Origin of the sequence: Orbus hercynius (assembly GCF_003634275.1) — a bacterium.
In the GTDB taxonomy this organism is placed as follows: Bacteria; Pseudomonadota; Gammaproteobacteria; order Enterobacterales; family Orbaceae; genus Orbus; species Orbus hercynius.
In genome coordinates this window covers 186,437-201,148 of the sequence record NZ_RBWY01000002.1, presented here as the reverse complement: position 1 = coordinate 201,148, position 14,712 = coordinate 186,437, and the positions used below count along the sequence as shown (strand labels likewise).

12 protein-coding genes and 1 pseudogene are annotated in these 14,712 nt (G+C 39.1%); 6 read left to right on the top strand and 7 right to left on the bottom strand.

What is annotated here, in order from left to right; translation table 11 throughout:
* Positions 1–198: 198 nt before the first annotated feature.
* Entirely contained in the window at positions 199–1,245 is a 1,047-nt protein-coding gene (locus DES39_RS06480; protein ID WP_121144976.1) for a bifunctional transcriptional activator/DNA repair enzyme AdaA, read from the bottom strand.
* Between the two features lie 301 nt (positions 1,246–1,546).
* Between DES39_RS06480 and proS the strand changes: the two genes are divergently transcribed.
* The gene (gene proS / locus DES39_RS06475; protein WP_121144975.1) at positions 1,547–3,262 is read left to right on the top strand and encodes a proline--tRNA ligase; all 1,716 of its coding nucleotides are present in this window, start codon (positions 1,547–1,549) and stop codon (positions 3,260–3,262) included.
* Between the two features lie 59 nt (positions 3,263–3,321).
* On the opposite strand, the gene DES39_RS06470 is transcribed toward proS, so the two are convergent.
* Positions 3,322–5,700: a heavy metal translocating P-type ATPase gene (locus tag DES39_RS06470; RefSeq protein ID WP_121145185.1), complete on the bottom strand. Its 2,379-nt coding sequence runs from the start codon at positions 5,698–5,700 to the stop codon at positions 3,322–3,324.
* A gap of 414 nt (positions 5,701–6,114) precedes the next feature.
* Between DES39_RS06470 and rpsB the strand changes: the two genes are divergently transcribed.
* The 5 genes from rpsB to DES39_RS06440 all read left to right on the top strand — a co-directional run bounded on the left by rpsB (position 6,115) and on the right by DES39_RS06440 (position 10,009).
* Complete coding sequence (gene rpsB / locus DES39_RS06460) at positions 6,115–6,846, top strand: 30S ribosomal protein S2 (RefSeq protein WP_121144973.1); 732 nt, start codon at positions 6,115–6,117, stop codon at positions 6,844–6,846.
* A 118-nt stretch (positions 6,847–6,964) separates the two neighbouring features.
* The gene (tsf, locus tag DES39_RS06455) at positions 6,965–7,822 is read left to right on the top strand and encodes a translation elongation factor Ts (RefSeq protein ID WP_121144972.1); all 858 of its coding nucleotides are present in this window, start codon (positions 6,965–6,967) and stop codon (positions 7,820–7,822) included.
* Positions 7,823–7,938: 116 nt separating this feature from the next.
* Entirely contained in the window at positions 7,939–8,679 is a 741-nt protein-coding gene (gene pyrH / locus DES39_RS06450; RefSeq protein WP_121144971.1) for a UMP kinase, read from the top strand.
* Between the two features lie 21 nt (positions 8,680–8,700).
* Positions 8,701–9,258 (top strand): ribosome recycling factor, encoded by a 558-nt coding sequence (gene frr / locus DES39_RS06445; protein ID WP_121144970.1) that lies wholly within the window; start codon positions 8,701–8,703, stop codon positions 9,256–9,258.
* A gap of 115 nt (positions 9,259–9,373) precedes the next feature.
* Entirely contained in the window at positions 9,374–10,009 is a 636-nt protein-coding gene (locus DES39_RS06440) for a hypothetical protein (RefSeq protein WP_121144969.1), read from the top strand.
* 72 nt (positions 10,010–10,081) lie between these two features.
* Here DES39_RS06440 and rpoH read toward each other — a convergent pair whose 3' ends face one another.
* The 5 genes and pseudogenes from rpoH to DES39_RS06415 all read right to left on the bottom strand — a co-directional run bounded on the left by rpoH (position 10,082) and on the right by DES39_RS06415 (position 14,685).
* Positions 10,082–10,942: an RNA polymerase sigma factor RpoH gene (rpoH, locus tag DES39_RS06435; RefSeq protein WP_121144968.1), complete on the bottom strand. Its 861-nt coding sequence runs from the start codon at positions 10,940–10,942 to the stop codon at positions 10,082–10,084.
* A gap of 183 nt (positions 10,943–11,125) precedes the next feature.
* Positions 11,126–12,091 carry a permease-like cell division protein FtsX gene (ftsX, locus tag DES39_RS06430; RefSeq protein ID WP_121144967.1) on the bottom strand — a complete coding sequence of 322 codons (966 nt, stop codon included), beginning with the start codon at positions 12,089–12,091 and terminating at the stop codon, positions 11,126–11,128.
* A complete protein-coding gene (gene ftsE / locus DES39_RS06425) occupies positions 12,078–12,749 on the bottom strand; it encodes a cell division ATP-binding protein FtsE (RefSeq protein WP_121144966.1) in 672 nt (223 codons plus the stop codon). The genes ftsX and ftsE overlap by 14 nt, the downstream gene beginning before the upstream one ends.
* A pseudogene (ftsY, locus tag DES39_RS06420) lies at positions 12,746–13,684 on the bottom strand (signal recognition particle-docking protein FtsY); the annotation flags it as partial. The pseudogene ftsY and the gene ftsE, both read right to left, overlap by 4 nt.
* A gap of 191 nt (positions 13,685–13,875) precedes the next feature.
* Positions 13,876–14,685 carry a shikimate 5-dehydrogenase gene (locus DES39_RS06415; protein WP_121144965.1) on the bottom strand — a complete coding sequence of 270 codons (810 nt, stop codon included), beginning with the start codon at positions 14,683–14,685 and terminating at the stop codon, positions 13,876–13,878.
* Positions 14,686–14,712: the final 27 nt, after the last annotated feature.

Below are 14,712 nucleotides of genomic sequence, written 5' to 3'. Positions count from 1 at the left end.
GGGTTATAGTTTACTGATTGATACCTAAGGACAAAAAATAGGACAAGGAATCACTATTGATACGCATGATTAATGATAAGTTAATTAATGTTGCAATTTTGATACGTTATCAAGGATAAAAAATTTATTTTCTCTCAATAAACCAAATAGATAACCTAAATAGTAATCCCTTTTTTTAACTAAGTAAATGGTGAAAAATTATTTTCTTTGATGATTCTTCTCTAAATTCAATAACCAATTTTTTCGCCATAATCCGCCACCATAACCGGTTAATTTACCATCGGCGCCAATAACTCGGTGGCAAGGAATTACAATACTCATTTGATTGAGTCCATTTGCATTAGCAACCGCTCTTACCGCTTTGGGCTTGCCAATCAAAATAGCCTGTTGTTGATATGAGCGCGTTTCACCAAATGGAATCTCAACTAACCCTTGCCACACTTGTTGCTGAAAATCAGTGCCACGAATATCAAATGGAATCGTAAACTGATCACGATTACCGGCGAAATATTGCTCAAGCTGCTGCTTGGTTTGTTGAATATGTTGATTTTCACCGCGCAGTAATTTGGCGTTATAGCGCTTGACTAATTGCTTAAACTCGATGTCTAAGATGCGGCGGTCAGTAAATTCAAGCAAACACAGTCCCTTCTCGGTTGCACCTGCAAACATCGTCCCTATTGGCGTTTCAATGCGACTGATATACACAATATTATGATTTTTAGCTTGTGAGGCACTCACACCAAATATCGCTTTAAACGACTCCCCCAAGTGACTTAATGATTCAAATTCACTATCATATGCAGCATTTATTATCGACTCACCATCTTGTAATTTTTTTAACGCCATATTAAGACGATACATACGTTGAAAAGCTTGAAAAGTCATATTATGATGCTTTAAAAACCAACGTCGAACGGTATAAGGCTCTAAGCCTTTTTCGCGTAGGTCTTGATCTGATATTTTTTGTTCAGGATGCTGCTCTAAAAACGCTAATAAACTAGCTATATCAGCGGGTGTTTGGTCCAACAAATATTGGGGTTTACAAATTTTGCATGGCCGGTAGCCACTTAGCATCGCATCATGCATCGAATCAAAAAATTCAATATTCTCTGGTTTTGGTTTATGCATAGTACAGATGAAACGACAAAAAATCCCGGTTGTTCGAATACCCGCATAAAATACTCCATCATAACGCGGATTTTTATTAACAAGTGCTTGATATAATTGTGCGAATGTTGGTTGCATAGCGCTCCCTTTATTGTTATTGACCGTTGTTATACTTTAAACAAAAAAGAATTATGCTACCAACCGTAAAATTAACAACTATTATTTATTTTACATGACGACAATATGGTAATAAACCTTAATATGTATTATATAATTGAAAAAAATTATGTAATTCAATACAGTATGAATCATTCGAGTAACAATAATCAGTCTTAAACAAAATCGAGAGTTTACTGTTAAAATTGGTAATAAAATTTCTTTAGTGTTGGCTTGGGTGCTGCTAAACTAACACAATTTTATAGCTAATCTGGAATAAATCATGCGAGCAAGTCAATATCTTCTATCTACATTAAAAGAAACACCAGCTGACGCTGAGGTTGTGAGTCATCAATTAATGCTTCGCGCGGGCATGATCCGAAAAGTTGCTGCCGGTCTTTATACCTGGTTACCAACGGGGTATCGTGTACTTAAAAAAGTAGAAACCATTGTCCGGGAAGAGATGAATAAAGCCGGGGCAATCGAAGTTTTAATGCCCGTCGTTCAACCCGCTGACATCTGGGAAGAAAGTGGTCGTTGGGAACAATATGGCCCAGAATTATTACGTATTAAAGATCGTGGCGATCGTGACTTTGTCTTAGGTCCAACGCATGAGGAAGTCATTACGGATTTGATCCGTAATGAACTCAGCTCTTATAAACAATTACCGTTAAACTTTTTCCAAATTCAAACCAAATTCCGTGATGAAGTTCGTCCACGTTTTGGGGTAATGCGTTCACGTGAATTCATTATGAAAGATGCGTATTCATTCCATACTTCGCAAGAATCATTACAAAAAACGTATGATGATATGTATAAAGCGTATAGCGCTATCTTTACCCGCGTTGGACTGGATTTTAGAGCAGTTAGAGCCGATACGGGTTCAATCGGCGGCAGTTCATCACACGAATTCCAAGCACTAGCAGATTGTGGTGAAGACGATATTATCTTTTCAACTGAATCCGATTATGCTGCCAACATTGAAATGGCGACCGCACTGGCACCAAGTGGAACAAGAGCTTCACCAAGCAAAACGATGGAATTAGTTGATACGCCGAATGCAAAAACAATCGATGAACTCGTTACGCAGTTTAACTTACCGATTGAAAAAACGGTTAAAACATTAGTTGTGAAAGCCAGCAAAAACAGTGAACATCAATTAGTGGCGTTATTAGTGCGTGGTGATCATACACTAAATGAAGTGAAAGCAGAGAAATTAGACCTTGTTGCAACGCCAATCGAATTTGCCTCAGAAGAAGAAATTAGACAAATTATCGGTGCTGGGCCAGGATCATTAGGCCCAGTTAACCTTAACTTACCTGTGATCATTGATCGTGATGTTGCGGTTATGAGTGATTTTGGCGCGGGTGCTAACATTGATGGTAAGCACTACTTTAATATCAATTGGGAACGTGATGTTGCATTACCAACTGTTGCCGATATCCGCAATGTCGTTGAAGGTGATGCAAGCCCCGATGGCAAAGGAACATTGCTAATCAAACGCGGCATCGAAGTCGGCCATATTTTCCAATTAGGCACCAAATACTCGCAAGCAATGAATGCCACCGTACAAGGTGAAGATGGCCAAAATCATGTCATGATCATGGGATGTTATGGTATTGGTGTTACCCGAATTGTGGCGGCAGCAATCGAGCAGTGTAATGATGAACGAGGCATTGTATGGCCAGAGGCTATCGCGCCGTTTAGTGTCGCGATTATCCCAATGAATATGCACAAATCAGCTAAAGTACAAGAAACCGCTGAAACACTGTACACTCAGCTGCAAGCTGCCGGTATTGAAGTCTTTTTTGATGATCGTAAAGAACGCCCAGGCGTGATGTTCGCTGATTCAGAGCTAATTGGTATTCCGCACACTATCGTCATTGGTGAACGCAACCTTGATAATGGTGAAGTAGAATATAAACATCGTGCAGGTGGTGAAAAAGAGATGATCAGCATCGATAACATTATTGAGTTCATTAAACACAAAGCACAATAATACCGACGTCGATTTAAGTCACAATGCCCTTATTATATTAATAAGGGCATTTTTTATATTTATGCTTTTGGTTTCCAACGCTTTAATAATAAGGCATTGGTCACAACACTCACACTACTGAGCGCCATAGCCGCCCCGGCAATCATTGGATTAAGCAGACCAAATGCCGCTAAAGGCACGCCAATCACATTATAGAAAAAGGCCCAAAATAGATTTTGTTTAATCTTATTATAGGTTTTTCTAGAAATATCAATCGCATCAGCGATTAATAGCGGGTTACCTCGCATTAAGGTAATTGCCGCAGTTTGCATCGCCACATCCGTCCCCGTGCCCATCGCAATACCAATATCGGCGGCGGCAAGTGCAGGGGCATCATTAACGCCATCACCCACCATCGCCACTTTACCATATGCCTTTTGCATTTGATAAATTTTATCGGCTTTATCTGTTGGCATCACTTGGGATACAATTTCATCAATCGCTAATCGTTTACCGACTGCGTTTGCTGCGCTAGCATTATCACCGGTTAACATAATGGTTTTCACGCCTAAATGTTGTAAAGCGGCAATAGCCGGCATCGTCTCATCTTTAACCACATCAGAGAAACCGAGTAGTGCTAATACTTTGACATGATCACGCGTTTGCTCAGCTAACCACGATATCGTACAACCCATCGCTTCTAGCGCACTTACTTGATGGTTTAACTCAGCAAAATCAGCGTGCAATGATTGCATCCAACGTGAGCTGCCTAAAACATAATGCCGCTCATTGACCGTTGCTCGAAGTCCCGATCCTGCTACATTTTCAAGGTTCTGCGCATAACCATATTGTAACTGTCGCTCAGTTGCTGCTTGTAGTACCGCTTTAGCCAGTGGATGCTCACTACCCACTTGCATTGATGCCGCAATCGTTAGAATGCTATCATCGTCACTCCCCGCAATGGTGTTAAAACTGACTAGTTCAGGCTTACCAATCGTTAATGTTCCAGTCTTATCAAAGGCAACCGCTTTAACACTGTGCATGGTTTCAAGTGCCTGCGCATCTTTAATTAAAATACCATGACGAGCTGCAATCCCGGTACCAACCATGATAGATGTCGGCGTTGCAAGCCCTAACGCACATGGGCAAGCTATCACTAATACGGCAACAGCATTGAGTAACGCAACCTCCCAATTATCTTGTATAATTCCCCAGCCGAGTAAGGTAATTAGAGCAATGATTAAAATCACTGGTACGAAAATGGCACTGATACGATCAACAATACGTTGAATCGGTGCTTTTTTCGCTTGTGCAGACTCGACCAGTTGGATAATTTTAGCTAGCATCGATTGTGCTTGAATAGCCGTCGTTTTGACAATCAATAACCCTTCACCATTAATCGCGCCGCCCGTTACGCCGTCGCCTACTTGCTTACTAACCGGCAAGCTCTCACCGGTTATCATTGACTCATCGCTACTTGAAGCTCCTTCAATAATCAGCCCATCAACCGGGATACGCTCCCCTGGCTTGATAATGACAATATCATCAAGCTTAACTTGATCGATAGGTAAAGCTAACTCTTTGTCACCGCGTTTGATTCTAGCGGTTTCTGGTCTAAGAGCGCTGAGCGCCTCAATCGCCTTAGTGGTTTGATGCTTTGCGCGCGCCTCCAACCATTTACCAAACAAAATTAACGTAATAATCACCGCCGCTGATTCAAAATACAGGTGCGGCATATAATCGTTTCCCCACCATTTGATCAGCTGATATAACGACAAGCCGTAAGCTGCACTGGTACCGATTGCGACCAGCAGATCCATATTACCGGTAAATGCTTTAACCGCTTTCCAGGCACTACGATAAAAACGCGCACCTAGGATAAATTGTACTGGCGTTGCAAGAATTAATTGTCCCCAAGCAGGTAGCATCCAATGAATACCAAATAGCTCAAGTAACATCGGTAACGCAAGCGGTAAAGCAAGCAGCGCCGAGATAATCACTGGCCATAATGAAGGCTGTTTTGGCTTGACAACTTGCGCTTTCTTTTCGTCTAAAAATTCTGCGGTATAACCCGCATCTTCAACGGATTGAATTAACAACGCAACATCAAGGTGCATGCCCGTAATAGTGGCTTTTTCTGTTGCCAGATTAACTTGAGCACTTTTCACTCCGGCAACATTATTTAATGCTTTTTCGATTCGATTGACACAAGAAGCACAGCTCATTTCACCAATTGACAATATAACCTGTTGTTCATCATCCGCTGAAGGTAGTGCAATGGCATGATAACCCGCTTCTTCAACAGCCTGAAATAAGTTATCTATGTTCATCTCCTGCGCTGTTTGAACCGTCGCTCTTTCTGTCGCTAAATTCACACTAACTACCGTCACGCCATCAACTTTATTGAGCGCCTTTTCAACTCGGCCAACACAGGATGCACATGACATTCCTTCAACCATAAATTGATATTCTGCCACTTAATCTACTCCCTAAATGTATCGATTTCTTTTGATGGTATCACTATAAATCCGACCTTAATAGTAGGATAAAGAGATAATTTACGCTTTTTACATTTAATTTATATAATTATCTATGCTAATGATTTTATGGCTTATTCACTATTTAAATACTTAATTTGCACCATTAATATATGATGTTTACCCCAAATAATACTAGTATTATCTAGATAGATATGGTATAAAACGCGCGCACATTTTCTATTTATATTTTAGCAAATGTGACACTAAACAATTTAATTTACTAACGTTATAACACACACATATTACAACACTTTGCCGGGGTGCTTTGGTGAAAACTAAAGTCGGTTGAAGCGAATATGTGGAGGCATAACCCCAATTTTTAATGAGGAAATCATGACTACAGTATCTATGCGCGATATGCTGCAAGCTGGTGTACACTTCGGTCACCAAACCCGCTATTGGAACCCAAAAATGAAACCATTTATTTTTGGTGCTCGTAATAAAGTTCATATTATTAACCTTGAAAAAACAGTTCCTATGTTCAACGAAGCATTAGATATGCTAAATAAAGTTGCTGCTCGTCGCGGTAAAATTTTATTCGTTGGTACAAAACGTGCTGCAAGCGAAGCGGTAAAACAAGCGGCAGAAAGCTGTGGACAATTCTATGTCAATCACCGTTGGTTAGGTGGTATGTTGACTAACTGGAAAACAGTTCGTCAATCAATTAAACGTTTGAAAGATCTAGAAACGCAATCACAAGATGGAACTTTTGATAAATTAACCAAAAAAGAAGCGTTAATGCGTACACGTGAAATGGCTAAATTAGAAAATAGCCTTGGTGGTATCAAAAATATGGGTGGTTTACCTGATGCGATTTTCGTTATCGGTGCAGATCACGAACATATCGCGATTAAAGAAGCAAACAACCTAGGTATTCCTGTTGTTGCTATCGTTGATACTAACTCAAATCCAGATGGCATTGATTACATTGTCCCTGGTAATGACGACGCAATTCGTGCAATCCAACTTTATGCAAATGCAGTTGCAAGCGCAGTAAGTTCTGGACGTGAACAAAACCAAGCTCCGGTTTCATCAGAAACGTTTGAAGAAACAGCTGCTGAATAATTTATTGATCGATATTTACCTATTATTAGGAGGAGTGTTCTCCTCCTATTCTTGTGTATCAAATACAATTTGCCGAAGATAATTTGGGCAAATGACAGATTTAACAGAGGATTAAAAAATGGCTGAAGTAACTGCCTCTATGGTTAAAGAACTGCGTGAAAGAACTGGCGCAGGTATGATGGAATGTAAAAAAGCATTAGTTGAAGCAAATGGCGATATCGAACTTGCAATCGATAACATGCGTAAATCAGGTCAAGCAAAAGCAGCTAAAAAAGCAGGCCGCGTTGCTGCCGAAGGCGTGATTATTTCTAAAATTTCAGCAGATAAACAATTTGGTGTGATTTTAGAAATTAACTGTGAAACTGACTTTGTTGCAAAAGACGCTGGATTCTTAGCATTTAGTGAAAAAGTAGCAGAAGCTGCGCTCGCTGATCGCATTAGCGACGTTGCCGTATTACAAGCTAAATTTGAAGAAGAAAGAACTGCATTAGTGGCAAAAATTGGTGAAAACATCGGTATTCGTCGTATTGCTGAAATCAATGGCGGCGTTGTTGGTAGCTACCAACACGGTGCTCGAATTGGTGTATTAGTTGCCGCAAACGGCGCTGAAGATGAGTTAGTTAAACACATCGCAATGCATATTGCAGCAAGTAAACCAGAATATGTGAATCCATCTGACGTTCCAGCTGATGTTGTAGAACATGAACGCCAAATTCAAATTGATATTGCAATGCAGTCTGGTAAACCACGTGAAATCGCAGAAAAAATGGTTGAAGGCCGTATGCGTAAATTCACTGGTGAAGTTTCTTTAACTGGTCAACAATTTGTCATGGATCCATCAAAAACTGTTGGTGATTTACTCAAAGAGAAAAACGCAGCAGTTGCAACTTTTATCCGTTTTGAAGTGGGTGAAGGTATTGAGAAAGTTGAAGTTGATTTCGCAGCTGAAGTTGCGGCAATGTCCAAACAATCTTAATTTTGAACTGAAAATAGCTGAAACCGCCGTTAAGGCGGTTTTGTTTATCAGAAAAATGTTTTAGAATTACACTTACAAATCGATTATTAATTTTTTACTCATAGGATCATTCGGCTATGACCACGCAAACTCCCCACTATAAACGTATCCTTTTAAAACTGAGCGGTGAAGCCCTACAAGGTGATGAAGGTTTTGGTATTGACGCTTCTATTCTTGATCGCATGGCTTTAGAAATTAAAGATCTAGTCGAAATGGGAGTCGAAGTTGCGGTAGTCATTGGTGGCGGTAACTTATTTAGAGGTGCAGGCCTTGCAAAAGCAGGCATGAACCGAGTTGTTGGTGACCATATGGGTATGCTGGCAACCGTGATGAATGGCCTGGCTATGCGCGATGCACTACACCGCATAGAAGTGAATGCGCGTTTAATGTCTGCCATTCCACTTAACGGTGTATGCGATGACTACCGTTGGACGGAAGCCATTAGTTTACTACGTCATGGCAAAGTTGTTATTTTATCAGCAGGAACGGGCAATCCATTTTTCACTACTGATTCTGCAGCCTGTTTAAGAGGCATTGAAATCGAAGCAGACGTGGTGTTAAAAGCGACTAAAGTGGATGGTGTCTACTCCGCAGATCCGGTCAAAGAACCGAATGCAACACTATTTAAAACACTCAACTATGAGAAAGTACTTGATGATGAACTCAAAGTGATGGATCTTGCTGCCTTTACCCTCGCTCGAGATCATAATCTACCTATCTGCGTATTCAATATGAATAAACCAGGTGCACTAAAACGTGTTATCCTTGGTGAACCAGAAGGTACACTTATCAACAATAATGTGACTATAAGTCAATAATTATAGGAAAGAAGGTTTATTATGCTTAATGAGATACATAAAGACGCTCAGGATAGAATGGAAAAAAGCTTAGAAGCTTTCCAAAATCATATTGGTAAAATTCGTACCGGTCGGGCTTCACCAAGCCTACTTGATGGTATTATGGTTGAATATTATGGTAGTGCAACACCACTACGTCAACTTGCTAACGTGGTTGCGGAAGATTCACGTACCCTTGCCATTACGGTATTTGATCGATCATTGTCGCCAGCCGTTGAAAAAGCAATTTTAGCGTCTGATCTAGGCTTAAATCCGTCCTCTGCTGGAACGGTTATTCGAGTACCACTACCGGCACTAACCGAAGAACGTCGCCGTGATTTAACTAAAATCGTTCGTGGTGAAGCAGAGCAAGGACGAGTTGCGATTCGTAATGTTAGACGTGATGCTAACGATCAAATTAAAGCGCTATTAAAAGACAAAGCTATTTCAGAAGATGATGAGCACAAATCACAAGATGTGATTCAAAAACTCACAGATAATATGATCAAAAAATTAGATGTTATTCTTGCTGACAAAGAAAAAGAGTTGATGGAATTTTAAATAAATCGTATTGGAAGTTAATGTTCTAATACGCCCAAAAATAGATATGATTGATTCAACTTATTCAGTTATATCTATTTTATTCGGTTCTGGCATTAAAAAATAAGATGCAAATATGCAAAATAAACCAGTTGATTTATTCGATTACTATGGCCAAAATCCAAAACAATTTTATCATAAAAAAATTTACTCTAAATTTTGTATTATTTTTTGGTTACTGTTTATTATATTAGGGTACTTTATTCATCCTATTATGAGTATCATCGGTCTTTTTTTATTTCCTATTTTTTTAATCATAAGTTCAAAACATTATTACTTTAATGCAACAAACAATCGTAAAATTGTTTCTGTTCTAGACGTAAGTTTCGAAAATTATTTAAAGAAAAAGGACGAAATTCTTTATTGTTTTTTAAATAAGCGGTTTGTCCGTCTAAAACAATTGTTAGATGAAAAAGAAGATCTCAGTTATATCGATCATGATTTCCCTGATGATCTAGATGAAATCAATCAATTATCCGATGAAGAACGTAGTTATTTTGATTCGATTCATCTAGAAATAGATAAAGAAGAAAATAGCCAAAAATACTATTGTATACTGTGGCAACAAAGAGAAAACCCAAAAGATGATGAAGATGAGCTGATAGGATTAACTGACGTTCTTATTTTAGAACACAGTGATTACTTAGCACTAAATGCTCTCATTGAGCCCCAAAAAGTGAAAAAGAACAAAGCCACTTCAATTGTATCTTAAAATTAAAATTCGAATATAAATAAAACAGCCGAGTATTAAACTCGGCTGTTTTATTTGAATGTCTATATGCCGTTAATTTTCAATCGCCATACGCAATTTTTGCATTGCGTTTTTTTCTAACTGACGAATACGTTCAGCAGACACCTGATATTTTGCCGCAAGCTCTTGTAGTGTTGATTTAGTATCATCAGCATCTAACCAGCGCGCTTTAATGATATCTTGGCTGCGTTCATCTAATTTAGACAATGCTTCATGCAATTTATCAGTTGTATCGGTTTCCCAATTATCATTTTCAATCGATTGTGAAAAATTGGAATTAATATCTTCTAAGTACAATGCTGGTGCAATAACTGCATTATCATCATCGTCATTATCCATATCAAATGACATATCTTGGGCTGACATACGTGATTCCATTTCAAGTACATCTTTACGTGTCACGCCGAGTTCATCGGCCACAATACCGACTTCATCATGGCTAAACCAACCTAAACGTTGTTTGGATTTACGTAGATTAAAAAATAATTTACGCTGCGCTTTCGTCGTCGCAACTTTAACAATTCGCCAATTTTTCAGTACATATTCATGAATTTCAGCCTTAATCCAGTGCACAGCAAATGACACCAAACGTACGCCCATTTCAGGATTAAAACGACGTACTGCTTTCATTAAACCAATATTGCCTTCCTGAATAAGGTCAGCTTGTGGCAGACCATAACCGGAATAACCTCGCGCAATATGCGCAACAAAACGAAGATGTGATAAAATTAGCTGCCTTGCCGCATTCACATCGTCTTGATAATACAGTTTTTCACCTAGTTCTTTTTCTTCTTCTGCACTTAACATCGGGTAAGTGTTAATCATGCGCAGATAAGATTCGATATTACCTTGTGGAATCAAAGCAACAGATTGCATTTTTACTTCGTTAGCCATATAAATTCCCCCTACTTATTTTCGCGGTTCTTAGCAGACAACCCCGAATATCATATTCAATTTAGCTCATTTAACATTTAACTATTTAAAAGTTAGACCACTGATATGTGATTTAGTTCACATTTTAGTCCAAATAATAACCATTTTCATACTGACTATTGTATCAACAACACACCTGCCTCACTAAGCAATATGGGTCATCTTTAAATATTTTTTTGTTGCAACTAGCGCAGAAAGCCAGCCAATAATAGTAGATAATAACACAATAAACAGTGCTTCATCCCAGTTTAGACCATCTATGGTAAATATTGTTCCAAAAACAGATGAAACATTCAAGATGATCGCCTCAATTTGAAAAATAAATATTTCCGATAATATCAAAGCCACTACCGCACTGACAAACCCATTAAACATTCCACTATATAAAAATGGCCGTAGGATAAATCCTTCGGTTGCGCCAATAAGCTGCATCACAATAATGGTTTGTCTTCTGGCAAAAATAGCTAACCGAATACTATTGCCTATCACTAATGACACGGCAATCATCATAAAAATAGCAATCGTCCAGGCAATCGCTTTGACCATATCAGTTAACGCCGTTAAACGCGTAAACCAGCTATCATCCAATCTAACATCGCTGACCCCTTTGAGTTGAACAATTTCCGTCTGCATCGCATGCAAAATTGCGCTTTGCTTTGCCTCCTCTTTAGGAATGACAATTGCCACAGCGGGCAATGGATTCTCATCGAGCAAATCGATTGCCTCACTAAATCCTGACCACAGCTTAAACTCCTCAAGCGTTTGTTCTCGCGATAAGTACACAACGTCAGCTACCTCTGGATACTGCTTGATGTTACTCACTAAGGTATCCGTTTCCTGCTGAGTTAATGATTTATCTAAATAGACCGTTAAATTGGGCGTTGGATACCACTGATGCGCCGCTTCGTTGGCATTTTTCCAAAGTAGATAACTAATCGTTGGTAACACAATCGAAATGGCAATCACAATAATGGTTAATAAAGTAGCGAAAATATGCTGTTTACAATCATTAAACACATTTTGCCAAGCATATTTAATCTGCCGAATCCAGCGTGGAAAAAAGGCATTATCATCTCGTTGTGGATTCTTTTTACGGCTAGTCACTAACATGCGTATCTCCAATTAAGCGCCCTTGGCTTAAATTTAAAATACGGTGATGCTTACGCCGTATAAGTCCAGTATTATGCGTTGCCATTAATACTGTTACGCCGGTTTGATTAAACTCTTCAAATAATTTTAAAATATCTTTAGACAATTTATCATCCAAATTACCTGTGGGCTCATCAGCGAGTAGTATCGTCGGCTTATTAACAATTGCTCTTGCAATGCCCACTCGCTGCTGCTCCCCGCCAGATAATTGAATCGGATAGAATTTCATCTTATCAATTAAGCCAATTTTATCTAATGCAGCCGAAACCCGGCGACGAATCTCTTCAACAGGCTTACCCAAAATAATCAGCGGAATGGCAACATTATCATAGACCGTATGATCCATCAGCAATTGGTGATCTTGAAAAATCACTCCAATTTGCCGGCGTAAAAAAGGCAAATCGGATTTTTTTAGCTGACTGACATCATAGCCATTAAGCAAAACATGACCATCATTGGCGCGTTCTAATCCACAAATCAAACGTAATAAAGTACTTTTGCCGGCGCCAGAGTGACCCGTCAAAAAAGCCATTTCCCCACTGTTAAGCGAAAAGTTAATATTCTGCAACGCGGGTTTACCGCCAGAATAAACTTTACTGACGTGATTAAATTGAATCATACGCTTTCGCTATTATCTGTATTGTTGTCAAAAAGTGCATCAATAAAATCCTGAGCCACAAAAGGACGCAGATCATCGATTTTTTCACCGATCCCGATATAACGAATCGGAATATTAAACTGATCGGCAATGCTAAAAATTACCCCACCTTTTGCTGTGCCATCAAGCTTAGTCAGCGTCAAGCCAGTTAATCCAACCGCTTCATCAAAAAGTTTGGTTTGGCTCATCGCATTTTGGCCAGTGCTACCATCTATGGTTAGCATAATTTCATGAGGCGCTGTTTCATCTTGTTTTTTCATAACGCGGACAATTTTCTTGAGCTCATCCATCAAGTGAGATTTATTTTGTAATCGACCAGCGGTGTCAGCAATTAACACATCCACTTTTTTTGATTTAGCCACTTGTAAGGCATCAAAAATCACTGAAGCAGAATCGGCATTGGTATGCTGGGCAATGACAGGAATATTATTACGCTCGCCCCACACTTGTAATTGCTCAACAGCTGCCGCTCTAAAGGTATCACCCGCCGCTAACATGACCGATTTACCTTGATTTTGAAATTGCTTAGCCAGTTTACCAATGGTTGTTGTTTTACCGACACCATTGACGCCAACCATTAAAATAACAAACGGTTTATGACCATCGAGATCAAGCGGTTTATCTACATCAGCAAGAATAGCACTCATCTCTTGTTTCAATAAGTCATGTAAGGCATCAGCATCTTTCAGCTGTTTTCGTGAGGCATGCTCTGTCAGCGAGGCAATAATTTTTTGAGTCGTATCAACACCAACATCAGAAATTAGTAGTTGTTCTTCCAATTGATCAAATAGTGCATCATCAATTTTCTTACCTTTAAACAGACTGATAAAACCAGAGCCAATATTTTGCTTAGTCTTAAATAGACCATTTTTTAAGCGAGCAAAAAAACCCACCTTTTTTTGTTCTGTCATTTGAACAATAACTCCAATAATTTCTTATAATTGACTAAAATTTCTTACTTATTATCAACCAAATAACCCATTTTAACAAATCTATATTATTGATCAATTTACATTTTTATCAGCAGATTTTACCATGCGAATCTAACTAGGCTACATAGCATTATATTAGCACAATGGCGCTTTAGCTATGCTTGGCTGGCAAGATCTGCGGCAATGCTAATTTGCGCATCAGTTGGCGTTTGGCCAGTATACAAAATAAATTGCTCAACTGCTTGTAAAATCATCACTTCTCTGCCCGATATTGTCATCAGATTGTGGCGCTTTGCTTCATTAATCAGTGGCGTACAAACCGGCATTGCAATCACTTCAAAAACAACGCAAGCTTTATGAATTAATTCAGCTGGAAAAGAAAGTTTATCGCTATCAGCGCCACCTGACATGCCAATTGGCGTTGCATTGACTAAAATATCATAATGCTTGGTCGGATGAGTCACTGCTGAAAAATGATACTTTTGCGCTAATGATTGACCGGCAGCCTCATGACGGGCCAATATGGTGACATTTTTAAACCCAGCATCATAAAATGCCGCGATAACGGCTTTTGCCATCCCGCCACTGCCATGGATCATAACCGACTGCGATTGGCATAACCGATATTGGCTAATTAATTTACGAATAGCAATATAATCGGTGTTATAAGCGGTTAAATGACCATTATCATTGACGATGGTGTTGACTGAATCAATAGCAAGAACCGAATCGGTCAAAGTATCTAGAAACGGCATGCACGCTTCTTTAAATGGCATCGAAATCGCACACCCACGAATACTTAATGCCCGAATTCCCTTAATCGCATCTTCAATATTATTGGTTGAAAAAGCTTTATAAACAAAATTCAGTCCTAACTGCTCATATAAACTATTATGAAATCGTGTGCCAAAGTTACCCGGTCTTGCCGATAAAGACATACAAAGCATCGTGTCTTTATTGATCATAATATTCTCCCTATTGAGTTTATCTTT